The sequence below is a fragment of the Brevibacterium sp. 2SA genome (genome assembly GCF_005502845.1).
In the GTDB taxonomy this organism is placed as follows: domain Bacteria; phylum Actinomycetota; class Actinomycetes; order Actinomycetales; family Brevibacteriaceae; genus Brevibacterium.
The window spans coordinates 15,337-32,424 of sequence record NZ_SCMW01000011.1; the positions used below are offsets into that span (position 1 = coordinate 15,337).

20 protein-coding genes and 1 tRNA gene are annotated in these 17,088 nt (G+C 69.5%); 13 read left to right on the forward strand and 8 right to left on the reverse strand.

Annotated elements, in window-relative coordinates:
* Positions 1 to 6 precede the first annotated feature (6 nt).
* The 5 genes from FFS20_RS06300 to FFS20_RS06320 all read left to right on the forward strand — a co-directional run bounded on the left by FFS20_RS06300 (position 7) and on the right by FFS20_RS06320 (position 4,035).
* Positions 7 to 630, forward strand: coding sequence for a DUF4178 domain-containing protein (locus FFS20_RS06300; protein ID WP_249356706.1), 624 nt, complete (start codon positions 7 to 9; stop codon positions 628 to 630).
* A complete protein-coding gene (locus tag FFS20_RS06305) occupies positions 630 to 1,250 on the forward strand; it encodes a DUF2617 family protein (RefSeq protein ID WP_137825068.1) in 621 nt (206 codons plus the stop codon). The genes FFS20_RS06300 and FFS20_RS06305 overlap by 1 nt, the downstream gene beginning before the upstream one ends.
* Positions 1,250 to 1,792: a hypothetical protein gene (locus tag FFS20_RS06310; RefSeq protein WP_137825069.1), complete on the forward strand. Its 543-nt coding sequence runs from the start codon at positions 1,250 to 1,252 to the stop codon at positions 1,790 to 1,792. The genes FFS20_RS06305 and FFS20_RS06310 overlap by 1 nt, the downstream gene beginning before the upstream one ends.
* Positions 1,793 to 1,925: 133 nt before the next feature.
* Positions 1,926 to 2,354 (forward strand): DUF350 domain-containing protein, encoded by a 429-nt coding sequence (locus tag FFS20_RS06315; RefSeq protein ID WP_137825070.1) that lies wholly within the window; start codon positions 1,926 to 1,928, stop codon positions 2,352 to 2,354.
* 58 nt (positions 2,355 to 2,412) lie between these two features.
* A complete protein-coding gene (locus tag FFS20_RS06320; protein WP_137825071.1) occupies positions 2,413 to 4,035 on the forward strand; it encodes a polyamine aminopropyltransferase in 1,623 nt (540 codons plus the stop codon).
* A 171-nt stretch (positions 4,036 to 4,206) separates the two neighbouring features.
* Here FFS20_RS06320 and FFS20_RS06325 read toward each other — a convergent pair whose 3' ends face one another.
* The 3 genes from FFS20_RS06325 to FFS20_RS06335 form a co-directional block, all read right to left on the reverse strand.
* On the reverse strand, positions 4,207 to 4,683 hold the full coding sequence (locus tag FFS20_RS06325) for a DUF4190 domain-containing protein (protein WP_137825072.1): 477 nt from the start codon (positions 4,681 to 4,683) through the stop codon (positions 4,207 to 4,209).
* A gap of 250 nt (positions 4,684 to 4,933) precedes the next feature.
* On the reverse strand, positions 4,934 to 5,512 hold the full coding sequence (locus tag FFS20_RS06330; protein WP_137825073.1) for a TIGR03085 family metal-binding protein: 579 nt from the start codon (positions 5,510 to 5,512) through the stop codon (positions 4,934 to 4,936).
* Between the two features lie 20 nt (positions 5,513 to 5,532).
* Entirely contained in the window at positions 5,533 to 6,447 is a 915-nt protein-coding gene (locus tag FFS20_RS06335; RefSeq protein ID WP_249356707.1) for a Sir2 family NAD-dependent protein deacetylase, read from the reverse strand.
* 42 nt (positions 6,448 to 6,489) lie between these two features.
* Here FFS20_RS06335 and FFS20_RS06340 point away from each other — a divergent pair, with 42 nt between their 5' ends.
* The 3 genes from FFS20_RS06340 to FFS20_RS06350 all read left to right on the forward strand — a co-directional run bounded on the left by FFS20_RS06340 (position 6,490) and on the right by FFS20_RS06350 (position 7,880).
* A complete protein-coding gene (locus FFS20_RS06340; protein ID WP_137825074.1) occupies positions 6,490 to 6,939 on the forward strand; it encodes an NAD(P)H-dependent oxidoreductase in 450 nt (149 codons plus the stop codon).
* A 120-nt stretch (positions 6,940 to 7,059) separates the two neighbouring features.
* Entirely contained in the window at positions 7,060 to 7,479 is a 420-nt protein-coding gene (locus FFS20_RS06345) for a hypothetical protein (RefSeq protein ID WP_137825075.1), read from the forward strand.
* A gap of 29 nt (positions 7,480 to 7,508) precedes the next feature.
* The gene (locus FFS20_RS06350; RefSeq protein WP_137825076.1) at positions 7,509 to 7,880 is read left to right on the forward strand and encodes a transcriptional regulator; all 372 of its coding nucleotides are present in this window, start codon (positions 7,509 to 7,511) and stop codon (positions 7,878 to 7,880) included.
* Between the two features lie 17 nt (positions 7,881 to 7,897).
* On the opposite strand, the gene FFS20_RS06355 is transcribed toward FFS20_RS06350, so the two are convergent.
* Both FFS20_RS06355 and FFS20_RS06360 read right to left on the reverse strand, forming a co-directional pair.
* A complete protein-coding gene (locus FFS20_RS06355) occupies positions 7,898 to 8,572 on the reverse strand; it encodes a DNA alkylation repair protein (protein ID WP_137825077.1) in 675 nt (224 codons plus the stop codon).
* A gap of 116 nt (positions 8,573 to 8,688) precedes the next feature.
* Complete coding sequence (locus FFS20_RS06360) at positions 8,689 to 9,087, reverse strand: YciI family protein (RefSeq protein WP_137825078.1); 399 nt, start codon at positions 9,085 to 9,087, stop codon at positions 8,689 to 8,691.
* 189 nt (positions 9,088 to 9,276) lie between these two features.
* Here FFS20_RS06360 and FFS20_RS06365 point away from each other — a divergent pair, with 189 nt between their 5' ends.
* Positions 9,277 to 10,236 carry an NADP-dependent oxidoreductase gene (locus FFS20_RS06365; RefSeq protein ID WP_137825079.1) on the forward strand — a complete coding sequence of 320 codons (960 nt, stop codon included), beginning with the start codon at positions 9,277 to 9,279 and terminating at the stop codon, positions 10,234 to 10,236.
* Here the strand turns inward: FFS20_RS06365 and FFS20_RS06370 are convergent.
* On the reverse strand, positions 10,226 to 10,723 hold the full coding sequence (locus FFS20_RS06370) for a hypothetical protein (RefSeq protein WP_212743297.1): 498 nt from the start codon (positions 10,721 to 10,723) through the stop codon (positions 10,226 to 10,228). The two genes, FFS20_RS06365 and FFS20_RS06370, sit on opposite strands and share 11 nt — an antisense overlap.
* Before the next feature lie 202 nt (positions 10,724 to 10,925).
* On the opposite strand from FFS20_RS06370, the gene FFS20_RS06375 reads away from it, so the two are divergent.
* The 3 genes from FFS20_RS06375 to FFS20_RS06385 all read left to right on the forward strand — a co-directional run bounded on the left by FFS20_RS06375 (position 10,926) and on the right by FFS20_RS06385 (position 13,981).
* The gene (locus FFS20_RS06375) at positions 10,926 to 11,516 is read left to right on the forward strand and encodes a TetR/AcrR family transcriptional regulator (RefSeq protein WP_137825080.1); all 591 of its coding nucleotides are present in this window, start codon (positions 10,926 to 10,928) and stop codon (positions 11,514 to 11,516) included.
* 199 nt (positions 11,517 to 11,715) lie between these two features.
* Positions 11,716 to 12,249 (forward strand): type 1 glutamine amidotransferase domain-containing protein, encoded by a 534-nt coding sequence (locus tag FFS20_RS06380; RefSeq protein ID WP_137825081.1) that lies wholly within the window; start codon positions 11,716 to 11,718, stop codon positions 12,247 to 12,249.
* Positions 12,250 to 12,391: 142 nt separating this feature from the next.
* On the forward strand, positions 12,392 to 13,981 hold the full coding sequence (locus FFS20_RS06385) for a SpoIID/LytB domain-containing protein (RefSeq protein WP_137825082.1): 1,590 nt from the start codon (positions 12,392 to 12,394) through the stop codon (positions 13,979 to 13,981).
* Positions 13,982 to 14,287: 306 nt separating this feature from the next.
* Here the strand turns inward: FFS20_RS06385 and FFS20_RS06390 are convergent.
* Positions 14,288 to 14,375, reverse strand: a tRNA-Ser gene (locus tag FFS20_RS06390).
* A 123-nt stretch (positions 14,376 to 14,498) separates the two neighbouring features.
* Positions 14,499 to 15,458 carry a helix-turn-helix transcriptional regulator gene (locus FFS20_RS06395; RefSeq protein ID WP_171007016.1) on the reverse strand — a complete coding sequence of 320 codons (960 nt, stop codon included), beginning with the start codon at positions 15,456 to 15,458 and terminating at the stop codon, positions 14,499 to 14,501.
* 101 nt (positions 15,459 to 15,559) lie between these two features.
* Between FFS20_RS06395 and FFS20_RS06400 the strand changes: the two genes are divergently transcribed.
* Positions 15,560 to 17,077: an MFS transporter gene (locus FFS20_RS06400; RefSeq protein WP_137825084.1), complete on the forward strand. Its 1,518-nt coding sequence runs from the start codon at positions 15,560 to 15,562 to the stop codon at positions 17,075 to 17,077.
* The last annotated feature ends 11 nt before the right edge of the window (positions 17,078 to 17,088 follow it).

Sequence of the window (17,088 nt, forward strand, 5' to 3'; positions counted from 1 at the left end):
GCTACCGTGTCCTCCTCCAACGTCATCATCATGATCGTCGTCTTCATCATCGTCGTCATCGTCACGATCCTCATCGTGCGGTCGCGGGCGAAGAAGGCGCAGAGGGAGCGCGAGGCGCGGAACTCTGCCCCGAGCACCCCGCGCGACCCCTTCGCCGCCGACCAGAACACCGGCGGTGACCCCGCCCAGATCAAAGCCGGCGACCTCCTCGAGTTCGGCAACGAGAAGTACTTCGTGCGCGGCACCCTGCGGATCTCCGAGGGCGGCTACGACTGGGCCGAGCACTTCTTCCAGTCCGACGACTCCGCGACCCGCCTGTGGCTGACCGTCGAGCACGACCCCGACCTCCAGGTCTCGCGCTGGCGCGACCGTCCCGACCTCGACATCGAACCGACGTCGAAGTCGATCACGATCGACGGCACGGACTACAGCCTCGTCGAACACGGCACCGCCTCCTACCGTTCGGAGGGCACGACGGGTCTCAACGAGAAGGGCGGCCTCGACTACGTCGACTACGAATCCCCCGACGGGAAGCTGCTGGCGTTCGAGCGCTTCGACCACGGCCGCTGGGAGGTCAGCACCGGCGAACCCGTCCCCGTCGGCTCCTTCACGATCTACTCGAGCAGCTGATGAGCCCGACCGCCCCGCACGTCACCGTCGACGTTCCCTTCGCCGACACGAGCGCCGACGACCTCCGGTTCTCCCTCACCCGTCCGCGGATCGCGCCGCTGGCCAGTGAGATCGTCGACCTCGAGCCAGCGGGCGTCACCGGTGCGGGGCTGCGGCTCGAGCTCCACGTCATCGGCTCCTCGCATCAGGTCGTCCTCGCCACCGCGGACCGTGACCTCCTCATCGAAACCTTCGCGTGCCCGCCGGCCCAGGTGCCGGCTCAGGCGCCGACCACCGCGACGACCCCGCCGACGTGGGATGCCCCCGTGCGGACCCGTGGTGCGTGGGCCGGGCTGACCCGCCATGAGTTCCGGTGCACGCGCACCGCGCATCCGGCGGAGTTCCGCACCTCCGTCGCCGAGGTGCTCGACCGTGTCCGCGCCCACGACCGTCACGTCATCGCCCGGTTCCCCGGCGACCGCGATGCGCTCACCGCACTCGCGCTCACGACCGCCGACTCCAGACACCTCGCGTGGGAGACGTGGCACGTCTACCCGCAGCACTCGGAGATCGTCCGCACGACGACCGCGCTCACGGGCGCACCCGAGCCGGCGACTGCCTCGGCGGGAGGTGGACGGTGATGTCGAACAATCCGAACATCTCCACCGGCGGCGGCTCCTTCGACTTCGACGCCGAGCACAACCGCGGCAACCGGTTCGACAACGGGCCCGGCGGCAACGGGCCCGGCGGACGGTACGGCAACGGCCCCGGCGGCAACGGGCAGTTCGGCAACGGCCCTGGCGCCAGCGGCCCTGGCGGCGGGAACTCCGGTGGGGGCTCGGGGAGGAAGCCGCGCCGTTTCGGCTGCGGCGCCGTCATCGGACTCGTCGTCGTCCTCCTCCTCGTCGCGATGATGTTCCAGAGCTGCGGAAGCAGTTCGGGCGGCGGCAACTGCGGGGACTACGACCGCGTCGACAACCAGTACGTGGAGAACCCCGGCGAGGGCGACTACGTGAAGAACGGCGACAACTACGAGTACGTCGGATGCGACGCCTCCCGCTCCGGCGGCGGCGGATTCTTCTTCTTCCCGTTCTTCTTCGGCGGTGGAGGCTCGGGCGGAACTGGGTCGAACTACGGGGACGGCTCGAACTTCCGCGGCGGCGGACCGGGGTCGGGCAAATGAGCGGCCCGACGCCGAGGAGCAGCATGACGCCGGTCCGCCCCGGCAGCTGGAACTGCCCCGGCCGGTGGAACCGCCTCGGCCAGATGATCAGACAGCGACCGAACCAGCGACGACAGCACCAGGAAAGGCAGCCATGATCCTCGACATGCTCCTCTACGAGACCGGGGTCGTCCTCGCGTATGCCGCGAGCGGAATCCTCCTCATGTTCGTCGGCTACTTCGTCGTCGACCTCCTCACCCCGGGCAAGCTCCACGTCGTGCTCTGGGAGCAGAAGTCGCCGAACGCCGCCGTCCTCGTCGCCTCCGACCTCCTCGGTGTCGCGATCATCGTCATCGCCGCGATCCGCGCGAGCGCTGACGACCTCGGCGCCGGCATCGTGACGACGCTGCTCTTCGGCATCATCGGCATCATCCTCATGGCCGCGAGCTTCCTCCTCATCGACGCCCTCACCCCGGGCAAGCGCGGGGAGATCGTCAACGCGAGCACCCTCCACCCCGAGGTGTGGGTCAACGCCTCGGCGCACATCGGCATCGCCGGCATCATGGCCGCCGCACTCCTGTGACCTCGGGCTCGCCGACTGCCGAGCCCGGCACGGGCACTCCCCGCAGGACACAACCGCGTTGAGCACGACCGCACCGGCACCGCTGACACTCCCGCTGCAACCGGGGCCTGCCCGCTTCTTCGTCCTCCTCGCCGTCTTCATCTGCGCGAGCTGCGGGATGGTCTACGAGCTCGCGCTCGTCGCACTCGGGTCCTACCTGCTCGGCGACACGATCGTCCAGGCCTCGATCGTGCTCGCCGTCATGGTCTTCGCAATGGGCATCGGCTCGCTCGCGACGAAGCGCCTCACCCGCTTCGCCGCGGTCGCGTTCGCCCTCATCGAAGCCGCACTCGGCATCATCGGCGGCCTCTCCGTCATCCTCCTCTACCTCGCGTTCGCCTTCGCCGACGTCTACACGGTGGCGATGGTCGGGCTCGCGTTCCTCATCGGAGCGCTCATCGGCGCGGAGATCCCGCTGCTCATGGAACTCGTCCAGCGCATCCGGGCGCAGCGGGCCTCGAGCGCGGTCGCGGATCTCTTCGCCGCCGACTACGTCGGCGGCCTCGTTGGCGGACTTGCCTTCCCGTTCGTCCTCCTCCCCCTCTTCGGGCTGACGAAGGGGGCGCTCGCGGTGGGCATCACGAACACCGTCGTCGGCATCCTCATCGTCCTCTGGCTCTTCCGCGCCGAGGTGGCCCGCCGCACCCGGGTCCTGCTCGCCGGCCTCCTCGTCTTCATCGTCGGCGGCCTCACCGTCGTGTGGGTCTTCACCGACGACATCGAGGTGACGGCCCGGCAGCGCCTCTACCGCGACCCCATCGTCGTCTCCGAGCGCACCGACTACCAGGAGATCGTCGTCACCGAGTCCCTGCGCACCGGTGACACCCGCCTCTACCTCAACGGCGACCTGCAGTTCGCCTCGGTCGACGAGTACCGCTACCACGAGTCTCTCGTCCATCCGCTGATGAACGGGCCCCGCGGCAATGTCCTCGTCCTCGGCGGCGGCGACGGACTCGCCGTGCGGGAGATCCTCAAGTACCCCGACGTCGAGACCGTCACCCTCGTCGACCTCGATCCCCGCGTCGTCGAGCTCGCCCGCACCTCGCCCCACTTCACGGCCTCGAATAAGAACTCGCTCGACGATCCGCGGGTGACGACGGTCGCCGCCGATGCGTTCACGTGGCTGCGGGAGACCGAGCACCCGGCCTACGACGCCGTCATCGCCGATCTGCCCGACCCCGACGACGTCGCCACCTCGAAGCTCTACAGCGTCGAGTTCTACGGGCTCATCAAGCAGGTCATGGCTCCCGGAGCCCGCCTCGTCGTCCAGGCAGGGTCCCCGTACTTCGCCCCGGAGGCGTACTGGGGAATCGGGCAGGCCGTCACCGAGGCGGGACTGGCGACGACGCCGTACCACGTCGATGTGCCGAGCTTCGGCGACTGGGGCTACTTCCTCGCCGCGGCTCCCGGGGATGCCGGCAGCAGCGGCAGCCTGGCGGGGACCGACAGCGGCACCGGGCCGACCGTCGCCCTGCCGGCGGATGCGCCGCCGGGCCTGAGGTTCGCCACGCCAGAGGTGCTCAGCGCTTCGACGACGTTCCCTCCCGACCGCGACCGCTCCTCGGTGAAGAACGTCGAAGCCTCGACCCTCCTCCACCCGAAGGTCCTCGACCAGGAGCGTGGAGCGTGGGTCGGGTACTGAGTGCAAGGTCGGGTGCTGCGCGCGGGGTCGGGTGCTGTGCGCGGGGGGGGCTGAGACGTGGCCGGGTCCTGAGCACGTGGTCAGGTGCTGAGCACGAGAGAGGGCCCGCGCCCGGTCGTGGTGACCGGGCGCGGGCCCTCTGCTGCGGTCGCGGCTGCGACATCATCGCAGCTACGACATCATCGCAACGATCATGCTGATTGAGACGCCGAGGACAGCGCCGACGACGGCGATGCCGATGAAGACGAGTCCGAGGATGAAGCCCCACTTGCCGAACTCGTTGTCGCCGAAGCCCGCCTCCTTCGAGGCGCGGCGGGCCATGTACCCGGTGACGATGCCGATGGCCGGGCCGATGAAGTTGAAGCCGATGAACGTCGACAGGGTCGCGACGAGCGAGATGATGCCGAGCACCTTGCCCGGATCCTCTGCCGCCCGCTGGGCCGGGTAGAGCCGATCGGCGTAGGGCTGATCGGGATGCGCGTATGACCCCTGGGCGTATGACCCCTGGGCGTATGACTGGGGTGCGTCGGGCTGCTGCGGGTAGGCCGACTGCCGGTCGGGATCGGTCTCGTCAGGCCGGACTCCCAGCCGGCCGGCTCCGGTCGGGTCGAATCGATTGTCGGGTTGGGGTGCGACCGGTGTGCTCATCGCGGGTGCCTCTCTCGTGTGGTCCGAACTCCAGGCTGATGACTTCAGCCTAGGAACGACCCGCGACGACGGGAATGGACATACCCGCCGACCTCGGCGGGGGTTTTCCCCCGGTCGAATCCAGCGGGCGCATCCGACAAGCTCATCCAGCGGGTGCCCGGCCGGCGGATCCGGCAGGCGCCCGGCATCTACCTCTTCGGGCGGCACACCACCGGCACCGCACCCGCGGTTCGCCCCGCCTCGGCGAGCCTCAGCGCACGTCGACGAGGGCGTGGTCGGTGCGGCCGAGGAGCCAGAGGAGAATCTCGACGGGCTCGCCGGTCACCGTCGTCGTCTCTCCGCGGCCGGCGGCGTGGGTGCCGAAACCGGGACTGACGATGACGGTGCGGCCCTTCGCCTTCGCCGCGTACGGCAGGGGCGCGAACCGGGCCTGGGCCCACACCGTCGCGTTGTCCTTCCGGGAGAGGCGGCGGGGGAACCATTCGAGTTCGGCGCGACGGATGTCCTCATGGTGGACGAGGTACTCGGTCGTGTTCATCACCGAGCCGACGCCGGGCCAGGCTCCCGGGGTCCACTTCGGCGGGGCGGCGACGAGACCGAGCAGCTCCGAGTACGGCATCGACGCGTAGTCGCGCTCCTTGTCCTCGAGCCTGCCTTCGAACGCGGGCACCATGATTCCCATGGCGGCGACGGGTTCGCGTTCGCGGATGACGAGGTGGGTGGCGAGGTCTCTGGTCGTCCACCCCTCACAGAGGGTGGGCGCGTCCTCACCGGCGGCGCGGGCAGCGGCAACGAGGCGCAGTCGTTCTGCGCGAGCAAGACTGGTCATGGTGGCAGTCTGTCACTGACTCATTGGATTTCTCTGGACGCCCACTCTCTGACGAAGTCGGTGACCCGGGAGATCGAACGATAATCGGCAAGGTCGTCTCCCCTGGTGGGGCCGTCGGTGACGATGACGACCGGCTTGCCCTCCTTCGCCGCCGACCGCACGAAGCGCAGCCCCGAGAGCACCGCGAGCGACGATCCGAGGACAAGGAGACCCGCCGCCGAATCAGAGATCCGGTTCGCCTCCGCGACGCGATCGGGCGGGACCGCGTCGCCGAAGTAGACGACATCGGGTTTGAGCAGGCCGCCGCAGATCGGACAGTCGAGGACCCGGAAGTGCGCGGTCTCCTCGAGGTCGACGTCACCGTCGGGCGCGGTCTCGACGTCGATCGGGTCGATGCCGGTGAGCGCGATGAAATCGCGGTTGAGCGCGGTGAGCTCGTCCTGCACCCAGTCGCGGTCGAAGGTGTGGCCGGTCTTCAGACACACGACTCGGTCGAGGCTGCCGTGGAGGTCGATGACGGGACTCCGACTGCCGACCTCCCGCGCCGCAGTCTGGTGGAGACCGTCGACGTTCTGGGTGATGATGCCGGCGACCGGCAGGCGGGCGAGCGCGAGATGGCCGGGGTTGGGATCCGCCCACTCCATCCGCGGCCAGCCCACCCAGGACCGCGCCCAGTAGCGGGCGCGCTGCTCGGGTGAGGAGAGGAAGTTCTGGATCGTCATCGGCCGGCGGGGCGCGGCATCGGGGCCGCGGTAGTCGGGGATACCCGAATCCGTGCTCATTCCCGCCCCGGTGAGCACCGCCCAGTCGCCCGGGTCGTACCCGGTGGTGAGGACGTCGATGATCTCGGAATCGGTGTGGCTGGCCACCGGACGGGTGCGCCCGCGCAGCGGATCGACGATGACTGCCATGGTCTCCTCGGTCTCCTTGCTCATTCTCTCTCCCCAGTCCCCGCTGACTGCGTCTATCGTGGCCGTATGGTCAGCGTACTGCTCGTTCATCACTCACCGTCACCATCGACGCAGAGAATCGCCGAGGCGGCCGAGGCCGGACTGCGCCTGCCCGAGCTCGGCGACATCGCCGTCACCGTCAGACCCGCCCTCGAGGCCACCGTCGACGACGTGCTCGCCGCCGACGCCTATGTGCTCGGGACGACGGCGAACTTCGGCTACATCTCCGGGGCGCTCAAGCACTTCTTCGACACCACGTATGACGCGGTGCGCGAGCCCACGGCCGGTCGGCCCTTCTCCTACTGGATACACGGCGGCTATGACACGACCGGCGCGGAGACCGCGATGACGCAGATCACGACCGGGCTCGGCTGGGCGCTCGTCTTCGATCCGCTCGTCCTCACCGGCGCGGTCGACGAGGGGCATCTCGAGACCGCGACGGAGCTCGCCGCGACGGTGGCCGCCTCGGCGCTCTGAGATTGTTTCGAGAAACTACTTTCCAATATGGAAAGTAGTTGGTAGGGTGAAATCACTTCCACCGGAAGTCGACGGTCATCCCGTTGGATCAGGATCAGTGATCGCACCGAAGGAGTTGCCATGACCACGCCCACCCCGCAGCAAGCCACCGACCTCCTCGCCCAGATCGACTCGACGCAGAAGCAGGCCCGCAGCACCGATGCGTGGCCGCTCGTCCTCTTCCTCCTCGTCATCAGTGCCGCGGCCTCGATCGGGCTCGTCGGGATGGCGCTCATCGACGATTCGACGACCCAGCTCACCTTCCTCGGGGCGAGCGCCGCGTGGCTCGCCGCCGCGCTCGTCGTCTACCTCGTCGCGGCCCTGAGCTGGAGCCGCCGGTCGACGCTCCTGCTGGTGACGTGGCTGCCCGTCATCATCCTCGCCTTCATCGCCGGGGTGATCGCCGACAGCTTCACTGCGGGATCGTGGGTGACGGTCGCGGCCGCCGGAGTCGTCTGGGTCGCCGGCATCCTCGGGGCTCTCATCGGACTGCGCCGGTGAGGCGCGCAGAGACGAATGAGGAGACCACGATGACTCCCTCCACCGCCCCAGCCGACGGCACCGGAGCCGATTCGGAGTCCGCGACCGAGGAGACGATCCCCCACCTCGGCGAGACCCTCTCCCGGATCGATCCGGACCTCGGGAACCCGACCCGGCTCGGACTCGTCGCCAGCCTGAAGAACCGGGATCGCGCGGAGTTCAAGCTGCTGCGCGATTCGCTCGGGGTCTCGGACTCGGTGCTCTCCCGGCACATCACGGCACTGGAGAAGGCCGGCCTCGTCGAGGTCGCGAAGGGCTACGTCGGCAAACGGCCGCGGACCTGGGTCTCGATCACGCAGGACGGCGCGGCCCGCCTCGACGGTCACGTCGAAGCGCTGCGCGAACTCGCCGGCGGACGCTGAGCGCGCACCTGTCAGCGTCACTTCCCCTCAGTGCGGCGGCGGACGATCTCCGTGATCCAGATCGGGGCGAACGGCGAGGTGCAGTTCGGCGGTGTCGGATAGTCCTTGAGCACTTCGAGGCGCTCGCCGATCTCGAGCGCGCGGTCCCTGAGCTCGGGGTTCTCGATGCCGATCGACGCCAGCGTCTCGTTCATCGCCCACTGCAGGCGCTCGGGCGCCTCCTTCATCTCGGCGTCGATGACGTCGAGGAGGCCCGGCAGGTCGAGGCCCTCGGGATCCTTCGCCACCCGCTCCGAGGTCAGAGCCCATCCGGCCGACGCCAACACCGGATCGGAGTCGGCCATCCACGTCGTCCGCAGCGCCTCGGCGTGCTTCGACTTCTTGACGATGTAGTTGACGAGCCACCCGTGGACCTTCGGGACCCGCGACTCACGGAGCATCCCGTCGAGCTCGGCCTCGTCCCAGCTGCGCGGACGCATGATGAGGATCGCGACGAGGCGGGCGGCGGTGTCCCCGGTCGCCCACAGCTCGGCGGCGAGGTCGTCGTTCTTCTTCAGCTCCTTCGCGATGCCGCGCAGTTTGGTGAGGTTGACCCCGTGGTCGTCGCCGTGCCGCTCGTTGATCGCCCGCGCCTTGGGGTCCTCGAGCTCGGCGAGCTCCGCCCTCACCCCTGCCACCGTCGCCTCGACCATGTCGTCCCCTCACTGTCGTTCCCCTTGCCGCGCACACTCATTCTGCCCCACACCGCGATCGCTGTTCTTTCCCGCACCGCGGTGACCGCGCGTGTTCGTACTTCGTCGGCGATCCGTCAGTGCGCGTCGTCGCCGAGGTAGGGCCGGACTTCGAGCCATTCGTTGATCGGGGCACCCTGGAAGCCGGGGGCCGCGGAGAGTTCGGCGGCGAGCGCGAGCGCGCGGTCCCAGTCGGCGACGTCGATGATCATCCACCCAGCGACGAGGTCCTTCGACTCGGGGAACGGGGACCTGACCTCCGGGGTGAGGTCCGGCCCCGAAGCCCGGACGAAGGCGCCCTCCGGCGACAGCGCCGCCGAGTCGACGAATTCGCCGGATTCACACAGCCGATCGGCGAAATCGTTCATGTACTGGACGTGGGCATCGACCTCGGCGGGCGTCCACTCGTCCATGGGAACGAAGTCGATGTACTCCGGCGTCCCCCGGTAGTGCTTGAAGATCTGGTACCTGGCCATCGCTGGCGCCTCCTCCGGTCACGGGAGCGCCGGACCACCTCGGCGAGCCCGATCTGCGCCTTCCCACCTCCCAGGGTAGGCCCGCGTCCCGGGAATGCGCTTCGGGCATGCGTCGTTGAGGACAGTGCAGGGCTCAGCCTGCGCCACGGTCCCGACCGCGAGCGATTCCCACCACTTGAGGAGTGCAGCATGACCAAGCGCGTCCAGTACGACAATCACGGCACGACCGACGAACTCTCGGTCGTCGACGTCGAGTCCCCCACGGTCGGCCCGGGACAGGTGAGCGTCCACGTCCGCTTCGCCGGCCTCAACCCCGTCGACCTCGCGATCCTCTCGGGCAGCTTCGGATCCGGCAGCGGCACGCGGGGCCTCGGCATGGACTTCTCCGGTGTCGTCGCCGAGGTGGGTGAGGGCGTCGAGGACTACTCCCCCGGCGACCTCGTCTTCGGCGGCGTCCCCAACCAGTCGGAGGCCGACTACGTCCTCGTCAAGGATCCCGGCAAGCATCTCAATAAGATCCCCAAGGGTCTGGGCACCGATGTCGCCGGCGGCCTCAACGTCGCCGGGAACACCGCGGTCGCCGGCATCCGCGCGATCGCCCCGCAGGCCGGCGAGACGATCGTCGTCTCCGGCGCCTCGGGCGGGGTCGGCATCATCGCCGCCCAGCTCGCCCTCGGCCTCGGCGCCCGTGTCATCGGCACGACGAGTCCCGGCAACGTCGAGCTGCTCGACGGACTCGGCATCGACGCCGTCGAGTACGGTCCCGGGCTCGAGGAGCGCCTGCGGGAAGCCGCCCCGAACGGCATCCAGGCCGCGTATTCGACGCGCGGCGAGGATGAGATCGAGATGCTGCTCGGCCTCGGCGTTCCCGCCGCGCGGATCAACTCGATCGCCGCCGGCCCGCAGGTCGCCGACAAGTTCGGCGTCCACACCGACGGCCAGGCGAAGGCCCGCCGCGAGGATCTGCCCTGGCTGGCGATGGCGATCGCCTACGGCCACGTCGTCGTGCCCATCGGCGGGGTCTTCGGCCTCGACGACGTCCGCGCCGCCTACGGGTTCCTCACCGACGGCCACCCCGTCGGCAAGGTGCTGCTGCGGATGGAGCCCAAGCCCTTCACCGCAGAGCAGACGGACTACCTCACGCAGTGACGTCCGACGCCGGGGCGCGGTCCGCGGGCACACGCGCGGACCGGACCCCGAGTCGTCTGCGCCCATAGCCGATGAGCGCGACCGCGATCGCGACGGGCCAGACGAAGAACGGGATGTAGCAGGCCAGCAGAACGGCCCGCTCCCCCGCGCTCATCCCCTCATCGGGCGTCCACCCGGGGACGATCCCGGTCCAGGCGAGGACGAACTTCACGAGCACCGACCCGATGAGCCCGAGCAGGACCACGGTGCCGATGCCGCCGACGATGAGCGGCACCAGCGGTGGGATCGTCCTCCCGCCGAGGCGGGGCACCCACCGCGGGACGACCTCGCCCCACGGCCGGATGAGTCCGAAGCCGGCCACGGCGACGAGCAGCGTGAGCACCTCGAGGCCGAGGACGTAGACGACGGCGCCGGCGGAGAACCGCACCTCATCTGCGAGGCCGAACCCCACATCGACGCCGGCGAGCAGCGCGATGCGCCAGGCCACGCTCGGCAGCGGGAGCACGAGCGCGCCCCAGCCGGCGATGCGTGCCCAGCGCGGTATGCCGCGGTTCTGTGGCTCCCAGGTCCGTGGCTCTCGGTTCCGTGGCTCCCAGGCCCGTGGCTCGCGGGCCTGTGGCTCGCGGTTCGCCAGTTTTAAATTCCTCGTTCTAAAACCCATGCTCTAAAACTAGCTATGATCGGATGCCATGGCAAGACCCGCGCGCTTCTCCGATGACGACATCCTCGACGGAGCCGCCCATGCGCTCTCCGTCCACGGCCCCCGGGCGACGATCGCCGACGTCGCCCGGAGCATCGGCGGCCCCACAGGCTCGATCTATCACCGCTTCCCCTCGCGTGACGATGTCTTCGCCCGCCTTTGGCTGCGGTCGATCGGCCGCTTCCACGTCGGCCTCCTCGCCGCGTACGACCTCGAGGATCCGCACGAGGCCGTGCGGGCCGCGGCACGGCACATCCCGGCCTTCTGCCGTGCCCACCCCGAAGAGGCGCGCTCGATGCTGCTCTTCCGTCAGTCGGCACTCGCCGCCGACGGTCCGCTCGGCGTCCGCGACGACGCCGCGCACATCAACGACGACATCGACGTGGCAATGGACGGCCTCCTCACCCGGCGCTTCGCCGACCCGACACCCCACCGGCGCGAACTCCTCTCGACGGGAACGCGCCTGGCCCCCTACGGCATCGTCCGCCCCTTCATCGGCACAGCGATCCCCGACTGGGTCGACGACGCCGTCGCCGCCTCCGCTGAGGCGATCGTCCGCCTCGGCGATCCCACACCCTGACCGGGCCGCCGCGGATCGCGCGCTCTGCCCGACCGCGCAGATCACGCACCCTGGCCCAGCTGCCGCCGTTCGGAATGTTCTCTCAGGGTCAGGCGGTTGAATGGGGACAACCCGAGTTGCGTCAAAGAGCAGCGATCGGGTCGACCGGCACCGAGCCGGCCCGTGTCCGACAGCAATGCATGAGAGAAGGAGAGCCACCATGGCCGTGTCCGACAAGAAGATCGCATTTCTGCTCACCAACGGCGTGGAGCAGGTCGAGCTGACGAGTCCGCGGACGGCACTCGATGAGGCGGGTGCGACGACCGTGATCATCTCGCCCGCGGAGAACACCCTGCAGGCGATGGAGAACGATTGGGACCACGGCGACACGTTCACCGTCGACGTGCCCGTCGCCGAGGCGAACGCCGATGACTACGACGCGCTCGTCCTGCCCGGCGGCACGATCAACGCCGACACCCTGCGCACCGATGACGACGCCGTCGCCCTCGTCAAGGCGTTCTTCGCCGCCGACAAGCCGGTGGCCGCGATCTGCCACGCCCCGTGGATCCTCGCGCAGGCCGGCCTCGCGAAGGACCGGAAGCTCACGTCGTTCGAGTCGACGAAGGTCGATCTGGAGAATGCGGGAGCCGACTGGAGCGACTCCGAGGTCATCGTCGACGGCAACCTCATCACCTCCCGCAACCCCGGCGATCTCGACGCGTTCAACGCCGCGATCGCCGATGCCCTCAAGTGAGTCGGCTGGCGGATTGAGTTGAGGATTGGGCTGAGGCGTCTGCCTCGGCGCGCGAACTCCCCGGGACCGCGGTTCCGGGGAGTTCGTCTGCGTTTCACCTCGGTGTGTCCGTGGCCGCGCCACCTGCGCATATGATCATCACATGCGTGCTTCCTCCACCGGGCGTATGCCGTCCGGCGTCCTCTCCTGTCTGCTCACTGTTCTCCTCGTCGCCGTCTCCGGTGCGCTCACCATTGGGGTGCCCGAACCGGCCGCGGCGGCCTACCCCACCGGCGGCGGCATCGGTGCGATGCACCGCTCGCTCGGCGGGGACACCGGACGGCTGGGCCCGGCGGTCGGTCCCGAGCGCTGCACGCTCAGGGACGGCGGGTGCTACCAGACCTTCAGGGCGGGCACGATCCATTGGACGAAGGCGACCGGGGCCCACGCGACGTGGGGCGCGATCCGCACGGCGTGGCAGCAGTCGGGCTGGGAGAACGGACCACTCGGCTACCCGACGAGCAACGAGTACCGGGCGGGATCCGTGACCCGGCAGGACTTCGAGAACGGGCGCATCACGTGGACGAGCGCCGCCGGGGCGAAGATCGAACTGACCACGGCGCCGTCGTCGTTCACCCTCAAGGGTGCCGGCTTCGGCCACGGGGTCGGGATGAGCCAGTACGGGGCCCGCGGGATGGCCGCCGCCGGCAAGAGCGCGACGCAGATCCTCGAGCACTACTACAACCCGGCGACGGTCACGCAGACCTCGGCGAACGCGAACTCCGACATCACCGTCCAGCTGCTCGCCGGGGAGAAGTCGGTGACGCTGACCCCGTCCGCGGGCCGTCTGCGGGTCAAGGTCGGGCGCACGACGGTCGAGTCGGGGTCGGCGATCACCGTTGAGCGGACGTCGTCGGGCACGGTCAGGGCGAAGGTCGGGGGTCAGTCCTACGAGGGTTCGTGGCTGACCGTCGAGTGGCAGAACACGCGGTACTGGTCGGGGTCGCAGGCGACGACGGTCGCGGTCAGCCGCGCCCAGTCGGGGTCGACGGGGACCTATCGGCACGGGAAGATCGAGGTCCGGCAGCTGAAGGGCGCGCTCAACGTCCTCGGCGTCATGCGGACGAACTCCGAGTACCTGCCGGGCATCGCCGAGGTCCCCGCGTCATGGCAGTCCCCCGCGCTCGAGGCGCAGGCGATCGCCGCCCGGACGTATGCCTACCGCAATCTGGGGCCGCTCAAGGCCGAGTGCGCGTGCAATGTCTACGACGAAGTCACCTCGCAGCACTTCAAGGGCTGGGCGCACGAGAACGCCCGTGACAGCGGACCGTGGCGCAGGGCCGTCCAGGCCACGCAGTCGGGGTCGGGGGCGAACGTGAGGAACGCGAAGGTCGTCATGTACAAGGGCGCGCTCATCGATGCCGTGTACTCCTCGTCCTCGGCGGGGACGACGAACTCCGCCGCCGAGGTGTGGGGCAGCGATGTCCCCTACCTGCAGTCCCGTGACGATGCGGCGTCGAAGGCGAAAGCCGCCGGCAACCCGAATGCCTCATGGACCGTGACGCCCTCGCAGGCGGCGATGGCGAAGGCCTTCGGGCTGCCCGACGTTGCGACGGTGTCGCTGACCCGGACGAAGGCGGGGCTTGTCACCTCCGCAAAGGCGACCTCGACGAAGGGAGCGACAGCGACCCGCACCGGCGCCGAGCTGCGCAGCGCGCTCAAGCTCAAGTCAGCGTCGTTCACCATGGGGTGAGCAGAGGGCTGCAGCAATCCCGGTGCCTGGCGGCCCGCAGAGTCCGCTCCGGAGCGCTCACGCTCCCGAGCGAACGCTAATGTGCACGCCTCCCTGCGGGCCAAAAGTTGAAACGCAGGCGACCAGTCGTGGGGCAATCTCACTTCTGCCCGACATCTGCCCCGTGTCGCGCAATCGCCCCACCACTCGCAGCGTGTCGCCGCACCGACATCGCGTGCCGCTGCAACGATGCCCCGTGTCGCGCATCCGCCCCGGCACGCAGAAGCCCCTCACCCGAAACTTCCCAGGTGAGGGGCTTGCGCTTGCTGGCGGAGGATAGGGGATTCGAACCCCTGAGGGCGTTAACCCAACCCGCGTTCCAGGCGAGCGCCATAGGCCACTAGGCGAATCCTCCGCGGATCAGCTTATCGGAGTCGTGACCGCAATGCGAAATCGCCGAGGCCCAGTGTGAACCATCACACGACCCGCAGGTGAACAGGCCAGTCAGTCGGCGACGACCCGCAGGTGAACGGGCCCGTCAGTCCGCGACGGCACGCAGGTGACGGCCGCGCACATCACCGTGCGCACCACCGCGAACAGGCTCATCAGCCGCGGCAGCGCGTGCCCGCTCGTGTTCGGCGACGACCTCGGCGCGCTTCTTCTCGATGCTGCCGTCCCGGATCCACCCGTGCAGCGTCTCCAGCCGCGCCCGGGTCACGGAGTCGACCGGCAGGTACACCGACAGCGTCAGCCGCTGGTTCTCCTGCGCGATGAGCGTGGCCATCGTGAGGTTGAGCGTGCCGACGTAGGGATTCTCGACGACCTTCGTCCGACCCAGCCGCCGCCCGACATTGCCGGAATCCCACAGCGCCCGGAAGTCGGGGTACCGGCTCAGCCGCTCGAGCAGCGGACCCCACTCGGGGTCCTCGAGCGACTCGGCGTAGGCCGCCCGCATCTTCGCCACGAGCAGTCGCTTGTGCTCGTCGAGCGGCTGGAAGATCGAGGCCCACTCGGGGTTCTCGTACGCTTGGATGACGCAGTTGCGGTCGGCGGGGGCCACCTCGGCGAGATCGGTCGTGAGATACCGTTCGACCTCGTTGTACGCCCGGATCGTGTACGTCGGATCGGTGACCATCGCCGGCAGCGGAAGCACCTCGTCGAGCATCATCCGCAGCTGTTCGCCGACCTCCGAGTCGCCGGGATTCGTCGCCCGATCCGGGTATCCGCCGAGGAGGAAGAGATGCGCGCGCTCCTCCCTGTCGAGCAGCAGCGCCTCGGCGATCGCTTCGAGCACCGACTCGGAGGGGTGGACCTCCCGCCCCTGCTCGAGCCACGTGTACCAACTCGTGCCGATGTTCGCGAGCACCGCGACCTCTTCGCGCCGCAGACCCGGCACCCGCCGCCTCGTCCCCTTCGCCAGCCCCACATCGCAGGGCCGCACCCGATCGCGCCGCGACCGCAGGAACCGCCCCAGCTCACTTGTCCTCTCCTGTGCCATGCCCTCATTCTCCGCCCACTCCCCCGCCCGCATCCAGGTGGCGCGACCACCACCATGACCACGCCCTCCCACCCTGGTCACCACGACCGAACAATGGGAGCATGAGAATCTCTCCCGGTGCCGCCACGGCAGAATCGAGTGCTCCCGTCCACAACGACAACCCCGCCGAGGCGACCGCCCCGACCGCATCAACGGCGCAGCCGCCGTCGCGCCCCCACCCGACCGCGACCTCCGAGACCGAGGCGACTCTGTGGCCGCTGCACGTCGGCGCGTTCCTCGCGACCTACATGTTCTCCGTCTCGAACATCGCGATCCCCGCCGTCAAGACCGACCTCGGCGCCGGGGACTCCGCCTCCGCTCTCGTCGTCGGCCTGTTCTCCGCGTCGTTCGCCGCCGGGCTCATCCTCAGCGGCCGCATCGGCGACCGCTTCGGCCGGCGTCGCCTCTTCACGATCGGCACCGCCGCCCTCGTCATCGTCTCCCTCGCTGTGGGGCTCGCGCCGGGGACGGCCGCGCTGCTCGTCGCCCGCACCGGGCAGGGCCTGGCCGCGGCCCTGATGATGCCGCAGATCCTCGCAAGCATCCAGCACGCCCTGGCCGGTGCGGCCCGGCTGCGGGCGATCAGCCTCTTCGGGGCGTTCTCCGGGGTCGGCACCGTCAGTGGTCAGGTCATCGGCGGCGGCCTCATCTCCCTCTTCGGCGCGGCGTGGGGCTGGCGCGCGGCATTCCTCAGCTGCGCCGTCGTCGCCCTCGCCGCGTTCCTCGGCTCGCTGAGGCTCACCGAGTCCCGGACACCTCATCCGGTGCCGCTCGACGTCCTCGGCGCCGGACTGCTCGGCATCGGCATGCTCTGCCTCGTCATCGGCCTCGCCCTCGGTCCGGTGACCGGGTGGCTGCCGCTGCCCGCGATCCTCCTCGTCACGGCCGTCCTCGCCCTCGTCGCCTTCGTCGCCTGGCAGGCCCGCGCCGAGGCGACCGACCGCCATCCGCTCATCCCCCCGCAGGTCGTGCGCATGCCTGCGGCATGGGTCGGCATGATCATGTCGTTCGTCTTCTTCGGCGGGTTCGGCACCTTCTTGTACAACTTCGCGCAGACGAGCCAGACCGGTCACCACGACCCCGCCTACATCTCCGGGCTCACCCTGGGCCTCTTCGCCGCGGCCTTCCTCCTCACCTCGCTCGCCGTCCCCCGCGTCGTCCGGCGGCTCACCGGCCCGGGCACGATGCTGCTCGGCACGCTGCTCCAGGTCATCGGCCTGCTCGGGGTGGCCTGGGTGGCCGCGACTGCCGGCGAGGCATTCAATCTGTGGATCCAGCTCCCCTCGCTCTTCCTCGGCGTCGGTCAGGCGCTGCAGTTCGGTCCGCTCGTCGGCACGGTCGTCAGCGCCGTGCCCGACCGGGTGGCGGGCCTGAGCGGCGGGCTCATCGCGACGATGCAGCAGGCGGGCATCGCCGTGGGAGTCGCCCTCCTCGGTGCGCTCTTCCATGCGGTGGCTGCCGGCTTCGGCTTCGACACGGCCTTCGCGGTCGCGAGCCTCGCCCAGGTCGGGATGAGCGTGATCTTCGGCTTCGGCGCCCTCGTCCTGCTCCGCGAGGCGCGGCGCTCGCTCGCGGTCTGAGCGTTGCGGCC

Coding starts and splice junctions, on each gene's coding strand:
- FFS20_RS06305 (WP_137825068.1), top strand. CDS start 630: ATGAGCCCGACCGCCCCGCACGTCACCGTCGACGTTCCCTTCGCCGAC.
- FFS20_RS06310 (WP_137825069.1), top strand. CDS start 1,250: ATGTCGAACAATCCGAACATCTCCACCGGCGGCGGCTCCTTCGACTTC.
- FFS20_RS06315 (WP_137825070.1), top strand. CDS start 1,926: ATGATCCTCGACATGCTCCTCTACGAGACCGGGGTCGTCCTCGCGTAT.
- FFS20_RS06325 (WP_137825072.1), bottom strand. CDS start 4,683: ATGAGCACACCGGTCGCACCCCAACCCGACAATCGATTCGACCCGACC.
- FFS20_RS06330 (WP_137825073.1), bottom strand. CDS start 5,512: ATGACCAGTCTTGCTCGCGCAGAACGACTGCGCCTCGTTGCCGCTGCC.
- FFS20_RS06335 (WP_249356707.1), bottom strand. CDS start 6,447: ATGAGCAAGGAGACCGAGGAGACCATGGCAGTCATCGTCGATCCGCTG.
- FFS20_RS06340 (WP_137825074.1), top strand. CDS start 6,490: ATGGTCAGCGTACTGCTCGTTCATCACTCACCGTCACCATCGACGCAG.
- FFS20_RS06345 (WP_137825075.1), top strand. CDS start 7,060: ATGACCACGCCCACCCCGCAGCAAGCCACCGACCTCCTCGCCCAGATC.
- FFS20_RS06350 (WP_137825076.1), top strand. CDS start 7,509: ATGACTCCCTCCACCGCCCCAGCCGACGGCACCGGAGCCGATTCGGAG.
- FFS20_RS06355 (WP_137825077.1), bottom strand. CDS start 8,572: ATGGTCGAGGCGACGGTGGCAGGGGTGAGGGCGGAGCTCGCCGAGCTC.
- FFS20_RS06360 (WP_137825078.1), bottom strand. CDS start 9,087: ATGGCCAGGTACCAGATCTTCAAGCACTACCGGGGGACGCCGGAGTAC.
- FFS20_RS06365 (WP_137825079.1), top strand. CDS start 9,277: ATGACCAAGCGCGTCCAGTACGACAATCACGGCACGACCGACGAACTC.
- FFS20_RS06375 (WP_137825080.1), top strand. CDS start 10,926: ATGGCAAGACCCGCGCGCTTCTCCGATGACGACATCCTCGACGGAGCC.
- FFS20_RS06380 (WP_137825081.1), top strand. CDS start 11,716: ATGGCCGTGTCCGACAAGAAGATCGCATTTCTGCTCACCAACGGCGTG.
- FFS20_RS06385 (WP_137825082.1), top strand. CDS start 12,392: ATGCGTGCTTCCTCCACCGGGCGTATGCCGTCCGGCGTCCTCTCCTGT.
- FFS20_RS06395 (WP_171007016.1), bottom strand. CDS start 15,458: ATGGCACAGGAGAGGACAAGTGAGCTGGGGCGGTTCCTGCGGTCGCGG.
- FFS20_RS06400 (WP_137825084.1), top strand. CDS start 15,560: ATGAGAATCTCTCCCGGTGCCGCCACGGCAGAATCGAGTGCTCCCGTC.